22 protein-coding genes and 1 other annotated feature are annotated in these 21,503 nt (G+C 36.5%); all 22 genes read right to left on the reverse strand.

Annotation, left to right across the window (positions count from 1 at the left end; genetic code table 11):
* Positions 1-20 precede the first annotated feature (20 nt).
* The 22 genes from uraA to spoVE all read right to left on the reverse strand — a co-directional run bounded on the left by uraA (position 21) and on the right by spoVE (position 21,451).
* Positions 21-1,304 carry a uracil permease gene (gene uraA / locus ACXY7N_RS08460; RefSeq protein WP_016086568.1) on the reverse strand — a complete coding sequence of 428 codons (1,284 nt, stop codon included), beginning with the start codon at positions 1,302-1,304 and terminating at the stop codon, positions 21-23.
* A 146-nt stretch (positions 1,305-1,450) separates the two neighbouring features.
* Complete coding sequence (gene pyrR / locus ACXY7N_RS08465) at positions 1,451-1,993, reverse strand: bifunctional pyrimidine operon transcriptional regulator/uracil phosphoribosyltransferase (protein ID WP_001156490.1); 543 nt, start codon at positions 1,991-1,993, stop codon at positions 1,451-1,453.
* A 203-nt stretch (positions 1,994-2,196) separates the two neighbouring features.
* The gene (locus ACXY7N_RS08470) at positions 2,197-3,105 is read right to left on the reverse strand and encodes an RluA family pseudouridine synthase (RefSeq protein ID WP_488592362.1); all 909 of its coding nucleotides are present in this window, start codon (positions 3,103-3,105) and stop codon (positions 2,197-2,199) included.
* Positions 3,106-3,109: 4 nt separating this feature from the next.
* Complete coding sequence (gene lspA / locus ACXY7N_RS08475; RefSeq protein WP_000642186.1) at positions 3,110-3,568, reverse strand: lipoprotein signal peptidase LspA; 459 nt, start codon at positions 3,566-3,568, stop codon at positions 3,110-3,112.
* 124 nt (positions 3,569-3,692) lie between these two features.
* Positions 3,693-4,022, reverse strand: coding sequence for a TraR/DksA family transcriptional regulator (locus ACXY7N_RS08480; RefSeq protein WP_016086566.1), 330 nt, complete (start codon positions 4,020-4,022; stop codon positions 3,693-3,695).
* A gap of 157 nt (positions 4,023-4,179) precedes the next feature.
* Positions 4,180-6,945, reverse strand: a complete 2,766-nt coding sequence (ileS2, locus tag ACXY7N_RS08485; protein ID WP_016086565.1) for an isoleucine--tRNA ligase — start codon at positions 6,943-6,945, stop codon at positions 4,180-4,182.
* A 71-nt stretch (positions 6,946-7,016) separates the two neighbouring features.
* Positions 7,017-7,240, reverse strand: a binding site (T-box leader).
* Between the two features lie 51 nt (positions 7,241-7,291).
* A complete protein-coding gene (gene divIVA, locus ACXY7N_RS08490; protein WP_001131611.1) occupies positions 7,292-7,798 on the reverse strand; it encodes a septum site-determining protein DivIVA in 507 nt (168 codons plus the stop codon).
* 89 nt (positions 7,799-7,887) lie between these two features.
* Positions 7,888-8,655, reverse strand: coding sequence for a YlmH family RNA-binding protein (locus ACXY7N_RS08495; protein ID WP_016135257.1), 768 nt, complete (start codon positions 8,653-8,655; stop codon positions 7,888-7,890).
* A gap of 15 nt (positions 8,656-8,670) precedes the next feature.
* Positions 8,671-8,934 (reverse strand): YggT family protein, encoded by a 264-nt coding sequence (locus tag ACXY7N_RS08500; RefSeq protein ID WP_016086563.1) that lies wholly within the window; start codon positions 8,932-8,934, stop codon positions 8,671-8,673.
* Positions 8,935-8,940: 6 nt separating this feature from the next.
* Entirely contained in the window at positions 8,941-9,411 is a 471-nt protein-coding gene (locus tag ACXY7N_RS08505; protein WP_016086562.1) for a cell division protein SepF, read from the reverse strand.
* A 19-nt stretch (positions 9,412-9,430) separates the two neighbouring features.
* Positions 9,431-10,105 (reverse strand): YggS family pyridoxal phosphate-dependent enzyme, encoded by a 675-nt coding sequence (locus tag ACXY7N_RS08510; protein ID WP_016086561.1) that lies wholly within the window; start codon positions 10,103-10,105, stop codon positions 9,431-9,433.
* On the reverse strand, positions 10,102-10,920 hold the full coding sequence (gene pgeF, locus ACXY7N_RS08515; RefSeq protein ID WP_016086560.1) for a peptidoglycan editing factor PgeF: 819 nt from the start codon (positions 10,918-10,920) through the stop codon (positions 10,102-10,104). Before pgeF ends, ACXY7N_RS08510 begins: the two co-directional genes overlap by 4 nt.
* A gap of 120 nt (positions 10,921-11,040) precedes the next feature.
* Complete coding sequence (locus tag ACXY7N_RS08520; RefSeq protein WP_033659759.1) at positions 11,041-11,325, reverse strand: YlmC/YmxH family sporulation protein; 285 nt, start codon at positions 11,323-11,325, stop codon at positions 11,041-11,043.
* Between the two features lie 166 nt (positions 11,326-11,491).
* Positions 11,492-12,271 (reverse strand): RNA polymerase sporulation sigma factor SigG, encoded by a 780-nt coding sequence (gene sigG / locus ACXY7N_RS08525; protein ID WP_000197753.1) that lies wholly within the window; start codon positions 12,269-12,271, stop codon positions 11,492-11,494.
* 157 nt (positions 12,272-12,428) lie between these two features.
* Entirely contained in the window at positions 12,429-13,148 is a 720-nt protein-coding gene (sigE, locus tag ACXY7N_RS08530) for an RNA polymerase sporulation sigma factor SigE (RefSeq protein WP_000976948.1), read from the reverse strand.
* Positions 13,149-13,167: 19 nt separating this feature from the next.
* On the reverse strand, positions 13,168-14,085 hold the full coding sequence (spoIIGA, locus tag ACXY7N_RS08535; RefSeq protein ID WP_016086558.1) for a sigma-E processing peptidase SpoIIGA: 918 nt from the start codon (positions 14,083-14,085) through the stop codon (positions 13,168-13,170).
* A 337-nt stretch (positions 14,086-14,422) separates the two neighbouring features.
* Positions 14,423-15,577: a cell division protein FtsZ gene (gene ftsZ / locus ACXY7N_RS08540; RefSeq protein WP_488592363.1), complete on the reverse strand. Its 1,155-nt coding sequence runs from the start codon at positions 15,575-15,577 to the stop codon at positions 14,423-14,425.
* Positions 15,578-15,616: 39 nt separating this feature from the next.
* Positions 15,617-16,924, reverse strand: a complete 1,308-nt coding sequence (gene ftsA, locus ACXY7N_RS08545; RefSeq protein WP_016086557.1) for a cell division protein FtsA — start codon at positions 16,922-16,924, stop codon at positions 15,617-15,619.
* 400 nt (positions 16,925-17,324) lie between these two features.
* Positions 17,325-18,095, reverse strand: coding sequence for a cell division protein DivIB (gene divIB, locus ACXY7N_RS08550; protein ID WP_016086556.1), 771 nt, complete (start codon positions 18,093-18,095; stop codon positions 17,325-17,327).
* A gap of 98 nt (positions 18,096-18,193) precedes the next feature.
* A complete protein-coding gene (gene murB / locus ACXY7N_RS08555; RefSeq protein WP_016086555.1) occupies positions 18,194-19,099 on the reverse strand; it encodes a UDP-N-acetylmuramate dehydrogenase in 906 nt (301 codons plus the stop codon).
* 61 nt (positions 19,100-19,160) lie between these two features.
* The gene (murG, locus tag ACXY7N_RS08560; protein WP_016086554.1) at positions 19,161-20,255 is read right to left on the reverse strand and encodes an undecaprenyldiphospho-muramoylpentapeptide beta-N-acetylglucosaminyltransferase; all 1,095 of its coding nucleotides are present in this window, start codon (positions 20,253-20,255) and stop codon (positions 19,161-19,163) included.
* Between the two features lie 104 nt (positions 20,256-20,359).
* Positions 20,360-21,451, reverse strand: a complete 1,092-nt coding sequence (gene spoVE / locus ACXY7N_RS08565) for a stage V sporulation protein E (protein ID WP_000753516.1) — start codon at positions 21,449-21,451, stop codon at positions 20,360-20,362.
* Positions 21,452-21,503: the final 52 nt, after the last annotated feature.

Genomic DNA, 21,503 nt, shown 5'->3' on the forward strand with positions numbered 1-21,503 from the left:
ACTGAATTAAAAGGTTATTATTATGAAGCAATCTGCTTAGATTGTTTTATTTGTTTCGTTTCCGGTAGTAGTAGATTTAATAGTACACCTACAATTGCTGCTAGTGCCATTCCTTCTACTTGGAACGATTCTCCTACATGGAGTACTGCTCCACCAATACCGATTACTAGTATTACTGATGCAATCATTAAGTTTCGTTTGTCACTTAAGTCCGTTTTATCATCTACCATCATGCGTAATCCGCTTGATGCGATTACACCGAAGAGTAAGATTGATACACCACCCATAACCGGTGTTGGGATCGAATGAATCAGTGCAGAAATCTTACCGATAAATCCGAATACGATTGCAAACACTGCTGAGCCGATGAATAAGTATACACTGTATGCTCTCGTAATTGCTAGCACACCGATGTTTTCACCATACGTTGTATTCGGTGGTCCACCTATAAGTGATGCAATCAATGTTGCTATTCCATCACCGAAGATTGAGCGATGTAAACCTGGTTTTTCAATTAAATCTCTTTTAATAACATTTCCAAGTACAATTTGATGTCCGATATGTTCTGAAATTGTTACTAATGCTACTGGTACCATCAAGAGTACAATCTTCCATGAAAACTCCGGAGTATATGTTACAAATGGTACTGTGAAATCTGGTACAACAAACCATTTTGCCTCAGCTACCGGCTTTAAGTCTACTAGCCCTTGGAAGTAAGCGAAGATATATCCGCCGATAATGCCAAGTAGCACTGGTATGATACTGAAAAATCCTCTTCCGAATATAGAGCATATAATTGTAATTGCTAATGTTACTAATGCTACCGAAAAGTGTGTAAAGCTATATTTGCCATCCGCACCGTTCATCGCCATGTTCACCGCTGTATGTGCTAAAGCTAGACCGATTACCATTACTACTGGACCAACTACGATTGGCGGAAGTAATTTCATAATCCACTCTGATCCTGATTTCTTAATTCCGAGTGAGATTAAGATGTACACAAGTCCTGCAAGTAAACCACCAAGCATTGCTGCTCCCGGTCCACCTGCGGTTTTCGCTGTTATAATCGGTGCGATAAAGGCGAATGATGATCCTAGATAAGCAGGTACTTGACCTTTCGTTATAAGAAGAAACGCTAACGTTCCTAATCCACTTGATATTAATGCTACTGACGGATTCAATCCTGTTAAAAACGGAACAAGCACTGTTGATCCAAACATCGCGAACAAATGTTGTATACTTAAAAATAACCATTTTCCCGGTTTCGGTACTTCATTAACGTCTAACACTGGCTTTTGTTCCATTGTTACATCCTCCTTCAGTTTAAATCTTTGCAATAAAAAAACTCTTTGTGCCTGTGCACAAAGAGTCCTACACTTTCGTATGCCAAATTTGACATATGAAAGCCAAGACCCTTTGGCAGCCTCACAGGACTACATTTAAAAGGGCTTTACTTATCGTATATGCTTACTCGATCTTGTTGATCTGTCTCTTGCAAATCAACTTCGATACGCTCTTCACTTGATGTTGGAATGTTCTTTCCTACATAATCAGCGCGAATTGGTAGTTCACGATGACCTCTATCAACAAGAACCGCTAATTGGATTTGTGATGGTCTACCTAAATCCATAAGAGCATCCATTGCTGCTCGAACTGTTCTTCCTGTGTATAATACATCATCCACAAGGATAACTTTTTTCTTCGTAATATCTACAGGGATATCAGAACCTTTTACAAGTGGTTCTTCATTTTTCGATTGTAGTGTTAGATCATCACGATATAACGTAATATCTAGCTCTCCAACTTCCATTTCTTTTCCTTCAATTTGACCAATTCGTTCTGCCAAACGTTGTGCAATAAAAATTCCACGCGTTTTAATTCCGACAAGAACACAATTATCGACACCTTTATTTCGTTCCACGATTTCATGACTAATTCGTGTTAAAGCGCGGCGAATCATTTGGTCATCTAAAACAACAGCTTTCTCTTGCATGCTCTACACCTCCAAGCTTTTTTTCTTGCGTGAGAGTAATGGTATAAAAAAAGTCCTCTCAGCGTGTGCGAGAGGACTTTTGAAAAAGGGTACAGCATACCCTATGTATTTCAAACCGTTACCTTCTCAACCTCACGGGGCTGTGTTAAAGGATCATTATTTAACTGTTGTCAGTATCTCAGTTTTTTTATGATTTGTCAATACTATTTCCGTAAAATATTTAATGCATCTTCAAACACTTCTGGAATCGGTGCCTCAAACTGAATATATTCACCAGTACGAGGATGGTCAAACCCTAAAATACCTGCGTGAAGTGCTTGTCCATTCATGTCTAATGTTTTCTTCGGACCATACTTCGGATCTCCTGCAAGTGGATAGCCAATATATTTCATATGAACACGAATTTGGTGCGTACGTCCCGTTTCTAAGCGACATTCTACAAGTGTAAAATCTTTAAAGCGTTCTAACACTTGGAAGTGCGTAACAGCATTCTTACCATTTTCATCAACTGTCATGCTTTGACGTTCTTTCTTATCGCGACCAATTGGAGCATCAATTGTTCCCTTATCGTGCGGAATCACACCGTGTACAATCGCTTTGTAACGTCTTGTTACTGTTTTTGCTACAAGTTGATTTACAAGTGATTCATGCGCCATATCATTTTTAGCAACCATTAATAGTCCCGATGTATCTTTATCAATACGATGCACGATGCCAGGACGCATTACACCGTTAATGCCTGATAAATCCGTACAATGATGCATAAGACCGTTTACAAGCGTACCGCCTGTATGCCCTGGAGCTGGATGTACAACCATACCACGTGGCTTATTAACAACGAGTACATCTTCATCTTCATAATAAATTTCTAAGCTCATATCTTCTGCTTGGATATCTAACTCTTCTGGATCAGGAATCGTTACTGTAATTTCATCGTTTTCTTTAACTTTATAATTCACTTTTACCGACTTTCCATTAACTGTAACGACACCATCTTTAATCCATTGCTGTACTTGTGAACGTGACCATTCACTGTTTATTTCTGCAACGAATTTATCAATTCGCTCGCTTTTTTGTTCTTCTGCAACTGTTACTTGTACTACTTCACTCATTCAATTACTCCTTCGTTTTCTTGCCTTCTAATAATGTTTGAATAATAATTAATACAACACCAATACATAATGCTGAATCAGCTATATTAAATACTGGATAGTTGTACGAGAAAATATACACGTGAATGAAATCCACTACTTCTTGTCTAAATACACGATCAATGAAATTACCAATTGCTCCGCCTAATATTAGACCTAATGAAATCCCTAGAAGTTTGTCTGTTTTCGCATATTTTTGCATATAAATTACGATAAATACTACAAAAACGACTGTAATAATGTAGAAGAACCACATTTTATTTTCTAAAATCCCCCAGGCAGCTCCTCTATTTCGATGTGATGTTATGTATAATACATTATCGATAATCGGAATGCTCGTACCCAATTCCATGTTCTTTACAATTAGCCATTTCGATATTTGATCGATGGCAATGACAAATAACGCTATTACATAATATATCATTTTCATTTCCCCCACAAAGACAGTGTACCTCAAAATTTTAGCATAGCTGCAACCTTTTCACAATGAACCTTTATAGAAGAATAAAATAAATTAAAAAAAGGTAATATAATATCGTTGTGCACATTCATACATTTACTTTTTCATAAAAAAATTCATGAATGGTACGGGCAGTCGGCATCGTTTTCATTTGTTTTACCGAAATTACTCTCCCTGTTTCTTCACAAATACCATACATATCTATTTCCATTTTAAATAATGCACGTTCTACATCTTTTAAGTCCTCTTTTATATCATGTAATAGGAGTTTTTTCTTTATCTCTTCCTTCATTTCATATCCAAGCTCTTCGCTAAACTCTGTATCATATTTGTGCATGACCTCTTTAGCTAGCCTCTCTTGTAACTCTTTTCGCATCAATTGCAATTCTTCTTTTATTTCCATATACATTTCATTCACGTGTACATTCCTCCCAGCTGCAATGTACGATTAGTGTGTCCGAAATTTCTATGCTTACCTCACACACATTTTTCCTTCATAGGAAAGAGAGTGAAAGTCATTTTAATATATCATCAATAAAAAAACTGACTGCACTTACGCACAGTCAGTTTTTTTATTATTTTACATAGTTTTCTTTAACAACTGTTGCACAACGCTCACATAATGTTTCATGTTCAGCATCTTTACCAATTGTTTCTGAAACTACCCAACAACGTTCACATGTTTCACCAGTTGCTTGAGTAACAACGACCGCTGTATGCTCATACTTCGGCGCATCTGCTGGCGCTTCTTCCATCATGCCACCAAGTTTATACTCAGAAACGATGAATAATTGCTTCAAGTCTTCGCTAATAGACTCTAACATAGCTTTCATTTCTGCAGTTGGATATAGCGTAATACTTGCATTTAATGACTTACCGATTACTTTTTCATTACGAGCTACTTCTAACGCTTTTAATACGTCATCACGCAATGTCATAAATGCATCCCATTTTGTTTTTAATGCTTCCGCACCATCTAATTCTACAGCTTCTGGCATATTAGTTAATTGTACACTTTCTTCTGTTACACCTGGAATATATGGCCATACTTCATCAGCTGTATGCGGTAAGATTGGAGTTACAAGTTTCGTCAATGCAACAAGAACATCATATAATACAGTTTGAATTGCACGACGATCTTCATGGTTTGCACCTTCAATGTATAAAATGTCTTTTGCAAAGTCTAAGTAGAATGAACTTAAATCAATTGTACAGAAGTTATGAATTGCATGATACACAGCAGCGAAGTCGTATGTTTCATATGCTTCTTTTACTTTTGTAATTAAGTCATTTAATTTCACTAACATGTAACGATCTACTTCACGAAGTTCAGCTACAGCTACTGTATTTTCACTTGGTTTAAAGTCATCTAAGTTTCCTAATAAGAAACGGAATGTGTTACGGATTTTACGATATACTTCTGCTACTTGTTTTAAAATATCATCTGAAATACGTACATCAGATTGATAGTCAACAGAAGATACCCATAAGCGTAAAATATCTCCACCTAATTGATCCATAATTTTCTTCGGTACGACGATGTTTCCAATCGACTTACTCATTTTACGTCCTTCACCATCTAATACGAAACCATGGCTTAGTACGCCTTTATATGGAGCTTTACCTGTTACAGCAACCGCTGTTGATAATGAAGAGTTAAACCAACCACGATACTGGTCAGATCCTTCTAAATATAAATCAGCTGGACGTTGTAAATCTTCGCGCTCTTCTAATACCGCTTGGTGAGAAGAACCTGAATCGAACCATACATCCATGATGTCTGTTTCTTTACGGAATTCACCATTTGGGCTACCTGGATGTGTAAATCCTTCTGGTAATAGATCTTTCGCTTCACGCTCGAACCATACGTTAGAACCGTGCTCACGGAATAAATCTGCTACATGATTAATTGTTTCATCCGTAATAATTGGATCACCATTCTCTGCATAGAATACAGGAATTGGCACACCCCATGCACGCTGACGAGAAATACACCAGTCACCACGGTCACGAACCATATTATGAAGACGAGTTTCTCCCCATGCTGGTACCCATTTTGTTTCCGCAACAGCTTCTAATAACTCTTTACGGAATGCTTCAATAGATGCAAACCACTGTGCTGTCGCACGGAAAATAATTGGTTTTTTTGTTCTCCAATCATGTGGGTATGAATGCGTAATGAATGTTAGTTTCAGTAACGCGCCTACTTCTTCTAATTTTTCTGTAATTGGCTTGTTAGCTTTATCATAGAATAAGCCTTCAAATCCAGGCGCTTCCTCTGTTAATACACCTTTATCATCAACTGGGCAAAGTACTTCTAATCCATACTTTTTACCAACAACGAAGTCATCTTCCCCGTGTCCTGGTGCTGTATGAACACAACCTGTACCTGCATCTGTTGTTACGTGATCTCCTAGCATAACTAATGAATCACGATCGTAGAATGGATGTTTTGCAACTGTATACTCAAGTTCGCTACCTTTTACCGTTTTCACAACTTCAGCATTTTCCCACTCTAACGTTTTTGCAACTGTCTCAAATAGTTCAGAAGCAATAATATATTTTTCACCATTTACTTTTATAATAGAGTATTCAAGTTCTGGGTGAACAGAAATACCTAAGTTTGCAGGTAACGTCCAAGGTGTTGTTGTCCAGATAATGTATTTCTCATCACCTTCTAATACGTTCTTTCCGTCTTTTACAGGGAATGCTACGTAAATAGATGCTGATTTTTTATCTTGATATTCAATTTCAGCTTCTGCTAAAGCTGATTCACTTGTTGGAGACCAGTAAACTGGTTTTTGCCCTTTATAGATATAACCTTTTTTCGCCATATCACCAAATACTTTAATTTGTTGTGCTTCATAAGCTGGCTCTAAAGTAATATATGGGTTATCCCAATCAGCACGTACACCTAAACGCTTAAATTGTTCACGTTGACGTTCTACTTGTTCATATGCATACTCTGCACATAGCTTACGGAACTCAGCAACTGTCATTTCTTTACGCTTTACACCTTTATTTGTTAAAGCTTGCTCAATTGGTAAACCATGTGTATCCCAACCTGGTACATATGGTGCACAGTAACCAGTCATTGATTTATAACGAACAATAAAGTCTTTTAACACTTTATTTAATGCATGCCCCATATGAATGTCACCATTCGCATATGGAGGTCCATCATGCAGTACAAATAAAGGACGACCTTTCGTATGTTCTTGTACCTTTTCATAAATATTCATTTCAGCCCAGTTTTCTTGCATCGCAGGCTCACGTTTTGGTAAATTCCCACGCATTGGGAACTCTGTTTTTGGCATTAGTAATGTATTTTTGTACTCCATGCTCAATTCCTCCTTACATGTATAAAAGAAACACTTAAAAAACGGAATAAAAAAGAGACCTTCTCATCCCAAAAAGGGACGAGAAAGTCTCCCGCGGTACCACCCTAGTAGATCCTATACGTATGTATACAATCCTCTTTATATTCTTAACGCGAATATACGCCTACGCTTACTCTATTTGTTCAGCGAGGAACTCCAGGGTGATATTCCCATTATCTCCTTATCCTGAGCTTACACCATCCTCAGTTCGCTATATAAGGTATGAAAAGGTACTTATCCCTATCTTCGTTTTTCTTAATAAATATGTTGTTTAAAATTATATGTAATAATGAGAAAAACGTCAAGCTTACACTGTTTCTTCTTTTTTCAACAGTTCATCCACTTCGTCTTCTAACTCAATTAGTTTATCCCAATCATCGTTGTTTAACATTTCAAGCTGTGTTTCTAATAACATACGGAAACGAGTGCGGAATACTTTTGCTTGTTTCTTTAGCTCTTCAATATCAAAAGCAACTTTTCTTGATTTTACTAACGCTTCGTTAATAATACGGTCTGCATTCTTTTCCGCTTCACGTACGATTAATTTTGCTTCTTTTTGCGCATTACGTTTTACTTCTTCCGCTGCTTCTTGTGCAACGACAATAGATTTGTTTAACGTATCTTCAATATTAGAGAAATGATCTAACTTTCCTTCTAATTGCGCAACTTTTTCTTCTAAAGCTTTTTTCTCACGAATGACTAATTCATAATCTTTGATAATTTGATCAAGAAACTCATTTACTTGATCTTCATCATAGCCACGGAATCCGCGACCAAATTCTTTGTTATGAATATCTAATGGTGTTAACGGCACAACGCCACCTCCAAGTAGTTATCTAAATTTCCTCTTTCAATTATATCTTTTCTTCGACAAAATAGGAGGATTTCCTTCTAAAAAACCAATCATTTTAGTATACCATACAAAATTCTCCATTTGTCGCGCTTTGTTCTACCTTCTACAGAAAACAATTTACTTCGTCCATATCCTCTCACTGAAAAAACATCTCCTGGATAACATTCATAAGAGGTTTGCTCGACTGTTTTCCAATTCACTTTTACTAAACCATTTTTTATGAAAGGTTGTACTTTTTGTCTGGATATATGTAACATTTCAGCTAACATCACATCTAAACGAAGTGAAGAAACCGTTCCGGATTTCTCTCCCCACGTCTCTTGTATCTGTAGAATTTTTTCTCCTTGCACTGGTGATAAGGAGATTTTCACTTTCCCTATCGATTGTAAGTTCATCTCAATATAAGATACAACTTCTTTCGCGACTACAATTTGGGCACGATCTTCTTGAAGCAAAATATCACCACATTTTTCTCTCGTTAAACCGAGAGACATAAATGTACCTAATATTTGCCTATGTTCTAGCGTATAAAACTTGGAAGGATAGTCAATTTCCAATACTTCTACTTGAAATTCCTCTTCATTTACTACTAGATAGTCCGGATAAATGAGTGCTCTTTTGCGCTCTGCATGAGGCGTTGCACCATCAAATTGTACAGCAACATCTCCTTGTCCAATTACCATAGTGACAATTTGTTGCTGTCTTGGATCAAGAAAATCTGTTAACTTCACTTGATGGTACTCAGCCGCCTGTTTCCACTCTAATACTTTATCCACAAAGACCACTTCATCAGGTCTAAAATGCTCGTAGATGCTCATGCATATAACCTCTTACTATAAGAAATAGCCGAATATACTTATTAAACCATTCGTAGCAAGCTTTAACGCAAAAATCGCAACGAGTGGAGAGATATCAATCATACCAAGCGGCGGAATAAATCTGCGAAATGGTTCTAAATACGGTTCACAAATACGCGCAAGAATTTCTCCAAAAGTTGATTCCTTTGCACCTGGGAACCATGATAGGAGAATGTAAACAATAAGTGCCCACGAGTAAATCTCGATAGCATAAACTAAAAGCCTTAAAACTGTTTCCATGGCGTATTACCACCTCTTTATATTTGTGTCTTCTTCTTCACCGAATAACTCTGAAATTGCGCCAACAATATCTACATTTTCAGGTGTACACATAAATGTTTTCGGTCCTATTTTTTGAATATCCCCGCCTATAGCGTATACAGTACCACTTAAAAAGTCAACGATACGTACAGCTTGATCAGTAGACATTCGTTGTAAATTAATCACAACAGCTCGTCTACCTTTTAAATGGTCCGAAATCCCTTGCGCTTCCGAATATGTGCGCGGTTCTAATAAAACAACTTTTGAAGATTGCTTTGCCGTTTCAATGCTCACAACATTTTGTTTCGGTTGCGCTTTTGGAAACGTAACATCTTGTTGTTCTGGCGGATCTTGCTGCTTCTTCATGTCTGTTTGCTCCTTTTCATAACCATATTGAGCTGCTTCTTTTTCTTCCGGTGTATCAAAAAAGAAGTATTTTACTTTTGACCAACTCATAATAAGATTCTCCTTCCTTTTACGCTTTTCCTACTAAAATCGTCCCCAAACGAATATATGTAGCACCTTCTTCAATTGCAATCGTGTAATCATTAGACATTCCCATTGATAATTCTTTACATGGCGCATGTAATAATTCTAGCTCCTGCACCTCTGTTTGTAGCATACGCAACTCCTTAAAACAGCGTCTGATTTCTTCCTCTTCTTCTGTAAACGGAGCCATTGTCATTAGTCCCACCACTTCAATCTTATCCAATTCTTGCAAACTTTGAATAAAAGAAATGGTTTCTTCTATTGCCAATCCTTGCTTGGATTCTTCAGATGATGTTTTCACTTGAATAAAACATTTCACTTTCTTATCCGCACGTTTTTGAATTTCTTTTGCAAGTGAAAGACGATCTAACGAATGTAAATAATCAATTTCATTAATGATTTCTTTTACTTTTCTCGTTTGTAATGATCCAATAAAATGCCAATTCACTTTTGAACCGAAATGTTCGTACTTCTGTAAGAAACCTTCATTTCTATTTTCACCTAAATCGATAATTCCAGCTTCAATTACTTCGTTTGTTTTTTCAATTCCTACCGTTTTTGTAACCGCAACGAGTTTAATATCTTTCAACGAACGTCCAGCTCGTACGCAAGATTGTTTAATTGCTTCGTTTACAGTTGTTAAATTTTTTTGTACTGTCACTTGCTTTCTTCCTCCTTAAAACCTATGAAACTCAACATTCTCCCTGTCTTACCTTGATCACGACGATGAGAGAAAAATAGTTGTTCTTCACAGCTTGTACAAAGAGATGACATTACAATATTCTCTTCTTTTATGCCTGCTTGTACACATAATATACGATTAATTTCTTTTAAATTAATTGCGTACTGCCCATCAGAAATTTTTTTATAAGGGACAGAGCCATTTACTACTTGCTCTGCTGCTGTTAACACTCGATCATCAACAACGTAACAACAAGATCCAATTGCTGGTCCAATTGCAACATGAATTTCATCACTTGAAATCCCTTCTGCATTCCATTTTTGAATCATTTCCTTTGCAATCTCTTTTACAGTCCCTTTCCATCCAGCATGCGCAAGTCCTATCATACCATGTGATGGTGCATAAAAATAGAGTGGAACACAATCCGCGTAACATGATGTTAGAAGAACATCATTATTACTCGTATAAATGCCATCTGTTTTTGAAATGCCGTCTTCATATGAATAGACGCCACTTCCTTTTTCCTGTTGTCCTACTTTTTCAACATGATGATCATGAACTTGTTCAGAGCAAATCCAGTTTTCTAATGGTTTTTGTAACTTATTTGCTAAAATGCGTCTATTTTCATGAACGTTCTCCACGATATCATTCACATGTAATCCTAAATTCATCGCATGAAAGGAGCCCGTACTTACCCCACCATCTTTTGTCGTAAATCCAGCAGTAATGTTTCCAAGTTCTTTCCACGCTTGTAAATACAGTATACCGTCCACATATTTAAATGGTTCTCTCATAACAAAGCGGCTCCTTTTAATTAAAATAACATAAAAAAGCATGGTACTTCCTGTCTATTTTACCATACTTTTATTTTTTCATAATGACAACAGAAAAAAAAGAGGAATTTGTAATATTCTTTATGAAATTGTCGGTGTTTGTATTGATTCTGTTACAGAATTAACAGGATTTACTCTAACAAGTATGACATCTTCCCCAATTTTCATAATTTCCTCCCAAGGAATTACAATTTCTACATCTTTCCCAAAAATCCCTAACATACGTGACTGTTTGGAAATAACAATAGATTGAATCTGCCCTGTGTTCATATCAATTTCAATATCTCCAATATTCCCAAGCCTTTTTCCATCTGAAACATTTATTATCTCTTTCATTTGCAACTCCGAAATTCTTATCACTTTCATCCTCTCCCTTATATATGACGGATTGAAAAAACGCTATTTCTCAAATTAACAGGAAGCACCCTCTACTAACCACATATTATTTTCATTATATGAACACAGCTGCCCTACTATGAGCGCAAACAAACTATATGACATATAAAAAGGTCTCACCATAAATGGTGAAACCTTATCCTTGTATCGTCTTATTCATTTGTTTAATAGCTGATTTCTCTAAACGTGACACTTGCGCTTGAGAAATCCCAATTTCTTCTGCAACTTCCATTTGTGTCTTTCCTTGAAAGAAACGTTTTCGAATAATCATTTTCTCACGATCATTTAAACGCTTCATCCCTTCTTTCAGTGCTAATTCTTCAACCCACTGCTCGTCCTTTTGTTTTTCATCACTTAACTGATCCATAACAAAGATAGGATCTCCTCCATCGTTATAAATCGGTTCAAATAATGAAACTGGATCTTGAATCGCATCCAAAGCAAAAACAATTTCTTCATGAGTCACTTCAAGCACTTTTGCAATATCCATTGCTGTTGGTTCTTTTGAATTTTCTGCAATTAATTTTTCTCTTACTTGTAATGCTTTATACGCAATATCTCGTAATGAGCGAGATACGCGAATCGGATTGTTATCACGCAAATATCTGCGTATTTCCCCAATAATCATCGGCACAGCATACGTTGAAAATTTTACATTTTGGCCTAAATCAAAGTTATCAATGGATTTCATAAGTCCGATGCAACCAACTTGAAATAAATCGTCAACATATTCTCCTCTGTTATTAAATCTTTGGATGACGCTCAGTACAAGACGTAAGTTTCCATTCACTAATTTCTCTCTTGCGCTTATCTCTCCACTTTGCATTTCACGAAATAATTTACGCATTTCATCATTTTTTAGTACGGGAAGTTTAGCTGTATCAACACCGCAAATTTCTACTTTGTTTCTCGTCAAAGTGTTCCCTCCTATCGGGAGTTGCTGTACAGTGTAAAGTATTTCCTTTGAAGGGGATTTTATGCATGCGGTTTTCTCTTCATTTTTCATTTTCGTTGTCTCTCTTCATACAACGAAAGAGAATAAGACCAGCCTAGATAACGGCTGGTCTTATTCTTTACACCATTTTATTAAATTCTTTTCGTAATCTTTTTATGATTCTTTTTTCTAAACGCGAAATGTATGACTGTGAAATCCCAAGCATATCCGCCACATCTTTTTGCGTCTTTTCCTCTCCTCCAGCAAGCCCAAACCGAAGTTCCATAATTTGTTTTTCACGATCATTTAATTGATGCAATGCTTTCATTAGAAGATGACGATCTACAGTAGCTTCTAAATCTTTTGTAATAATATCATCGTCTGTACCTAATACATCTGATAACAAAAGTTCATTCCCATCCCAATCGATGTTAAGTGGTTCATCAAAAGAAACTTCTGAACGATTTTTATTATTCCGGCGCAAATGCATTAAAATTTCATTTTCTATACAACGTGAGGCATATGTTGCTAATTTTATTTTCTTTTCTGGATTAAATGTATTCACTGCTTTAATAAGGCCGATTGTTCCTATACTAATCAAATCTTCAATATTTATCCCGGTATTTTCAAACTTTCTTGCTATATATACAACTAGCCGTAAATTGCGTTCAATCAGCAACGATCTTGCCGCCTGATCTCCTTTTGGCAATTTATTCAAAAGAACTTCCTCTTCTTCTTTCGTTAACGGCGGTGGCAACGCTTCACTTCCACCAATGTAATAAATTTCGTCGGTCTTAATTCCTAATTTCAGCAATACTTTATACCAAAGGTATACTAAATAAAATTTTAATTTCATCATATTATCCCGCCTCCCATTATTAAGCAATTACCATTTTTTGCGAAATTAACATTTTCGGATGCACAATACATTGATACTCTCCATTGGTTGACAACTGTTGTGTATTTAATCCAATCAATACCTTGCTGACTACAATAGAACTACCTTCATGATAAATTTGCACACCGTCTGGCTTAATTGCCCATAAAAATTGATTCTCTACTCCTACTGCTCGAAAAGGAATTAAGCGTAATTTTGTCGCCCACCCAGAATCATTTTCTGGTATTTGAGGAATCTCTGTTTTGGAATAAATTTGTTCTGTTAACCAAGCTGGCAAGCAATGTTCTAATGATGAGATATGCATAATCATAACGGGTGTTTTTGTTAACGGGTCGTAAAGTTGGTTCCCACTATCAATTAAACCTGCGAGTTCTAGTTCCTCTTCAGCTAATTGAATTTTCAATTTCACAATTTGATCATAGTGTATTTTTGTAACCTCTACACTTTCAATACGCTTTTTAGAAAAATAATAGATTACTGGAAAACCAAAAACAACAAACAACCAGCTAATTGGGTCACCGTAAGAAATTGATTGAGATTGAACCAATCCATTTACCATTTCATTCGTTTGCAAAAAGAAATGAGTGCCAATTAACCCTCCACCAACCATAAAGGTTACAAAGTAAAAAGTAAAAACAGTTTGTGCATAATTTCTAAACGTTGTAAATCCAAATGCCGTATACACAATAAGTAACGAGTACAGTAGTTTCATAACCGGATGTGTCATCATAGAAGCAAAAGGAGTAAAGGCAAAAATAACAATGGTTGAACCTATAAATGCCCCTAATACAAGCCTCCATCTTTTGATCTTCTTTTTTAACACGGTGGCTGTTAATAAAAGTAAAAGAAAATCAATGCAGGCGTTTAACAACCAAACAACGTCGGCGTAAACAACCAAACAATTCACCTCTTTTTTTAAGTTGAGACTAGTATAATGCATATCCAATAGGAAAGTGTGTCAATTTGCGGAGGTGTTTTTTTGTTATTTTGTGCTTTCTAGACATAATCTGTCGGTAAAAAATAAAAGTATATGTTTCATAGAATACTATACTTTTTTTACTTACATATAAAGTGAAACTTTAATCAGCGTGGGGGGTGTTCATCTCCATCGATTATCAGCCCTCACCAATTGGGCTTTTGCGGGATAAATTAAAATATATAAAATAAAAAAAGACCTGCTTAGCAGATCTTTTCCCTGTATAAAACAAAAAAGGAGCATGAAAGCTCCTTTTCTTTTATCGTCTACGACGATTACGTAAAAATGCTGGAATATCGATATCATCTGAATCTGAATGACGCTCATGTACAACCGGCTCTTCACGCTTCATTTCACGTTTTACTTCACGTTGTTTTGAAGGTTGAGCTACTGGCTGTTGCTGTTGTTGCGTGTGATTCGCATTCGGACGGATAATTGGTTTTGGTGGCTGCGTCGCAGCACTATCATCAAAACCAGTTGCAATTACAGTTACAACGATATCATCTTTTAATCCTTCATTAATAACAGAACCGAAGATCATATTTACTTCTGGATCTGAAGCTGAAGCTACAATGTCTGCCGCTTCTTGTACTTCATATAAGCTTAAGTTAGCTCCACCCGTAATGTTCATGATAACACCTTGAGCTCCATCGATAGATGTTTCTAATAATGGACTAGAAATCGCTTTTTTCGCAGCTTCAGCAGCACGATTTTCTCCATTACCAGAACCAATACCCATTAAAGCAGAACCTCTATTAGACATAATTGTTTTTACGTCTGCGAAGTCTAAGTTAATTAAACCTGGTGTTGCAATTAAATCAGAAATACCTTGAACACCTTGGCGTAATACGTTATCTGCTTCACGGAATGCTTCTAACATCGGCGTATTTTTATCAACAATCTCTAATAAGCGATCGTTTGGAATTACAATAAGTGTATCTACATTTTCTTTAAATGCCGCAATACCAGATGCTGCTTGTGTTGCACGCTTACGTCCTTCAAATGTAAATGGACGTGTTACAACACCAACTGTTAATGCACCTAATTCTTTTGCAACTTGAGCAACAACTGGAGCTGCACCAGTTCCAGTTCCGCCGCCCATACCAGCAGTTACGAAGACCATATCTGCACCACGAAGTGCTTCTTGGATCTGTTCTTTACTTTCTTCTGCAGCTTTTTTCCCTACTTCAGGGTTTGCACCTGCACCAAGTCCACGTGTTAATTTTCCACCAATTTGCATTTTTGTTTCAGCTTTTGATAGATTTAATGCTTGTGCATCAGTATTCACAGCGATAAAGTCTACACCTTGTACACCGTGTTCAATCATACGGTTTACAGCATTGTTTCCGCCACCGCCGACACCGATAACTTTTATATTCGCTAATTGATCTTGAGTAGTATCAAACTCTAACATGTCGAAATCCCCCTAGAACCTCATTTTTCGTGTCCAATTTTAATCCCATAAATAACGGAATACACGTTTTACTTTTGACATCATACGGTCATCATTTTGATTATTATTGTTTTGATTACGAGTTTTTTGTTTCGCAGGTTGCTGTTGTACCGGCGTTGTTGCTGGTGCTGGTACTGGTTCAAAATGCTCTTGCTTTTCCTGCACATTTTTCCCACGTAATTTAGCTTTTTGATAAGAATGTTTAATTAATCCCACTCCACTTGTATATTGGGGCTCACGCACACCAATATAATCAGGAGTTGCTATACGAACATTTTCATGTAAAATATCATATGCAAGATCAAGAACACCTGGCATAGAAGCAATTCCACCAGTTAGCACATAACCAGAAGCTACTTGCTTTACTCCTAACTTACGCACTTCATCTTGAACAAACATTAAAATTTCCTCTACACGAGCCTCTATTATATCCGATAATTCCAACTGAGAATATTGTTCTGTTTGATCGCTTCCCATAATAGGAACCGTAAACATCTCTTCTTCAGATGCTGTATCATAAAAAGCATGTCCATATTTCAACTTAATTTGATCTGCATTTTCTGTTGAAGTTTTCAACCCAATCGCAATATCCTTCGTTATATGGTCTCCACCTAATGGTAATACGCTCGTCGCTTGTAACTCTCCATCTTTAAAAATAGATAAAGTTGTAGATCCTCCCCCCATATCAACAAGGGCTACTCCTCTATTTTTTTCATCTGAAGATATAGCAACTGTTGCAGCCGCTAAAGGTTGAAGACAAATATCAACAATTTCAAGACCTGCTTTTTCTACACAACGAAGTAGGTTATGTAGTAAAGTTCTCGAGCCTGTAATAAGTGTACCTTCCATTTCTAACCTTACACCGATCATCCCGCGTGGATCGTTAATCTCGTCAAGACCGTCTACAATGAACTGTCGAGGTACCACATCAATAAACTCACGTTCTGGAGCAATTGACACAACTTGTGCTGCATCTAGAACGCGTAAGACATCTTCATTCCCGATTTCACGATCTTCATTTGAAACAGCGACTACTCCGTGACAAGGAAGTAGTTGTACCTGGTTTGCATTGACACCTACTACAACTTGCTCAATGTGGATTCCCACCATGCGCTCAGCTTGTTCAATTGCTTTTTTAATTGATCGAACAGTCTCGTCTATATCAACTATCGATCCCTTCTTTAAACCATTTGATTTTACATTTCCAACACCAATAATGTTTAAGCTGTCATTAACCATTTCGCCAATGATGACTTTAACATTGGATGTACCGATGTCAAGACTAACATATATTTCATTGCTGTTCATTCTTTGGCACCTCCTTCTTTATTTATACCATACAACTCAATATATGGAACAACAATCGCAACTTTACTATTTATAAGAAAAATATTCAACGTCTTTATACGTTTCCCTTTTTTAACCCTATATTTTTCTTATTTTTATTTAACATTCATTTAAGAATATCGCAGTAAACTGTGAATAACTGCTTATCTTGAAATAATTCCATTTCAAGTGTAAAGATTACCGCCAAGTATAAGTCTACACTAAGATGTACTCATAGAAAAGTGAAACTTGTACCAATCCTAGTATGAATCTAAGAATTTTTACATCTTTTTCATCAAATGAACCATTCTTGTAAATTCAGATGCATTAAGCAGAACGTTCGTTTCGTTTTTTCTACAGTAACGTAGTGAAAACTATCACTCTATTCTTTTTTTTCTTCCGCTCCTAATTCTTTCGTATATGCCCCTACTTCTAAGTCAATTAATACCTTTTTACCCGGCTCAATTGTTTTTAGGATAAGTGGATAAGCTTCCATACGCTTTGCGAAATTTTGAATCGTAGTGCTCACTTCATACCCTTCATTCATATATAAAGTAAGATGGTCTTCATTCGCATTCGTCGGTGAATAACGAATTTCAGAAATAGATCTTAAAATTGTTGGTGTTAATTTTTCAAGCTCAGCAATTAACTCCTTCATCTTCTCCTCTTTAAAAGGTTCAAAAATTGGCGCTGCAACAGGAAGTTTTCCGTTCGGGAGTACATCAAGTGTTTTCCCGTTCTCTAATAGCGGTTGTAATTTCCCATCTTTGTTTATATAACCAATCGTTACATATTCTTCAATATGAACATCAATTTTATTTGGAAAACGTTTTTTTACATTTACTGCTTTAATTTCTTTTCGTTTCGTTAGGTTTTCTTCTGCTTTATGTGCTGTCACTCGGAAATAACTTGTATCATACGTCACACCTGATTCCTTCATCACTTGCTCATCTGTCATATAATGATTTCCAAACACACTTATCTTTTTAATATTGCTAAGCGGAGACCGAAAATAAATTAAAAAGAGCACTAATAAAAATAAAATTGATATGTATAAAATCAACCGATGATTAACATTTTTTTTGTTTTTTTTCTGCTGATTTTTTAACTTTGGTACACGATCCTGTAGTTTAATCACTTTACTATTTTTCATGTACGATCCCCCTACGTAACATAAAGAACGGCATGTTCCTCATGCCGTTCTTATCTTCTTATTATAACATAAATGATAATGAGCGGAACGAATAACCGTTATCTTCCAATGATTTCTACTTCTGTATGCATTTCTACGCTAAATTTATCCTTGATTGTTTGTTTTATTACTGCAATTAAAGATAAGACATCTTGCGCGCTGGCTCCCCCAGTATTAATAATAAAATTCCCATGCATTTCAGAAATTTGAGCTCCACCTATTTGATAACCACGAAGCCCCGCCTTTTCTATTAAATCTCCTGCAAAGTATGGAGTTGGATTCCGAAATACACTTCCTGCACAAGGATGATTCCATGGCTGTGTTTCACGGCGGTAATCTTTATTCTTTTGCATGACACTTACGATTCCCTCACGCTCTCCTATCTGTAATTGAAACTCAGCTTCCAAAACAATACCAGGACGTTTCGTTTGTAATACAGATGTACGATAGGAAAACTCCATTTCTCCATGCGTTAACCAGTCAATTGTTCCGTTTTCAAACAAAATCAGAGCTCTTGATAATATGTTTGATATATCCGATTTATGTGCTCCTGCATTCATATACACTGCACCACCAACACTTCCTGGAATACCACTTGCAAATTCCAGACCAGCTAACCCTTGACGACTAAGTAAAGTTGACAATTTAATAAGGGGATACCCACCACCAACTCTTACTCTATGTTTTTCGACTTCTAAATGGTCTAATCCTTCTCCTAAACGAATAACGACACCTTCTATACCTAGATCAGATACAAGAAGGTTCGAACCACGACCAATTACAGTCCACTTTGTTTTATATTTTTTTACTAACTGCAACGTTTTTTCAATACCGGCAACATGCTTTGGCACAATTAAAATATCAGCTGGTCCACCTATTTTCATAGTGGTATAACGCGCTAACGGTTCATTCACTAACACGCGACCAACATTTGCTTCTATAAGCTCATTTACTAATTGCTCCATAAACAATCTCCCCCATACTAAGTATCCTTATTACAGTAGTATGCAGGGCGTTCACCTAACGTTATTTTTTTACAAGCTTATTCATTACTTCATACAGCTTATTTGCTGCATCTGGAATACCTAATTGTGTAGCAGCTAGCTTCATATTTTGTAATGTTTGTGCATCTAATAAAATCTCATCAATATCACGAATAAGCGTTTCAGCTGTTAAATCTTTTTCAAGCAACATTTTTGCTGCTCCTTTATCGACAACAGAACGTGCATTTTTTTCCTGATGGTTATTTGTTACATACGGACTCGGAATTAACACACTTGGCTTTCCTAATGCCGTTAATTCTGCAAGTGTTGTTGCCCCCGCTCTTGAAACAACAAGATCTACCCCTGTAAGTACCTCTGGCATATTATGAATGAAAGGTTTAATAATAACATTATTCGGATTCCCTTTTTGCTTCACTGCTTCCATTACTTTGTCATAATGAACTTCACCTGTTACATACAATATTTCGTAACTTTTATTTCCAAACTGTTCAATTGCTTCTACGAAAGCATCGTTAATCGGTCTAGCCCCACGGCTTCCACCAAAAATAAGTACGGATTTTTTAGGAAGAGATAAACCTACTGAACGTTTCCCTTTCATTCCATTCTGATCCATTACTTCTGATGCTCGTGGATTTCCTGTCATGACAACTTTTGACTGCGGAAAATGTTCTGCAGCCGCTTCAAAACAAACCGCAACTTTATCAACATAGCGGCTTAAAAATTTATTCGTTACACCAGGTACACTATTTTGTTCATGTACAATAGTTGGAATACCTAATTTCGCCGCAGCATATACAACTGGTCCGCATACATATCCACCCGTTCCAATTACAATATCTGGATTAAAACGACGGATATATCGTTTACTATCTTGTACACCTTTTAGGAAACGCATCACCGTTTTCACGTTATCTAACGATATTTTACGCTTAAATCCACTTATAACAATAGATTGAAACGGTATACCTGCTTTTGGAACGATTGTGCTCTCTAATCCATTCTCCGTACCAATATATAAAAACCTTGCTTCCGGATTTAACTTTTTTATTTCTCTTATTAAAGCAAGAGCCGGATAAATATGACCTCCAGTGCCCCCACCACTTACTAATACTCGCACTACTAACTCCTCCGCTTCTCTGTTCTTATTTCAGTCGTATTTATTTCTATATACATAATGTTTCTTCGCACACATACGAAAAACCCTGTCTTATAAAACAGGGTTTAGTAGCGAGAATGGCGACTTATATTTAATAATACACCTACTGCCATTAACATTAATGTCAAACTTGATCCACCATAACTTAAAAACGGCAAAGTAATACCCGTAACAGGCATCAATCCTGTTACAACACCAACATTAATCATTACTTGAATCGCAATCATCGCCACAATACCTACTGCTAAAAACGTACCATATAAATCAGGCGCTCCTAAAGCTATACGAATCCCACGCCATAATAATAGACTAAATAATAATAACACAAATGAACCACCAATAAAACCTAATTCCTCAGATAAGATTGCAAATATAAAGTCTGTTTGTGGTTCAGGTAAATAAAGAAACTTTTGTCTACTTTGTCCAAGTCCGAGCCCGAATAATCCACCTGGTCCAATTGCGAGTAACGATTGAATAATTTGAAATCCACTTCCAAGCGGATCTGACCACGGATCTAAATATGATGTAATACGTTTCATTCGATACGGTGCTGATGCAATCAGCCCTACAAATCCTGCTACACCAAGCAAACCAAACATTGCAAAGTGAAAGACCCTTGCTCCCGAGATAAATATCATAATAATACATGTCCCAACCATTACCGTTCCTGTGCCAAGATCTGGCTGTAACATAATCATCCCAAAAGCAAGGAATACAAAACTAAGAGCTGGTAGTAAACCACGTTTAAAAGAGGTAATTAATTTTTGTCGTTCCGCTAAAAATTTTGCTAAGAAAATAATCATCGCAAACTTCATAAATTCTGACGGTTGAATGGAAAATGCCCCGATTCCAATCCAACTTCGCGCTCCTCCTCGAACAAGCCCTACCCCAGGAATAAGAACAAGAATAAGAAGAATGAAACAAACTAGCAAAATTACTTTTGAATACGTACGCCACACCCAATAATCAATTTTCATAATTAAAAACATAGCCACTACACCAATACTTGCAAATAGCAATTGCCTTTTTGCAAAAAAGAATGAGTCCCCCATTTTATAAGAGGCCCAAACCGCACTCGCACTATACACCATAACCATTCCGATTGTTAACAACGCAAGTGTAACGATGATGAGAATAAAATCAGGCGTTTTCTTCATTACCCATAAACACCACCTCTTTAGGCAGAAACTTTTGCCCTATGTAACAAAA

Source organism: Bacillus sp. 5w2, from assembly GCF_054353775.1.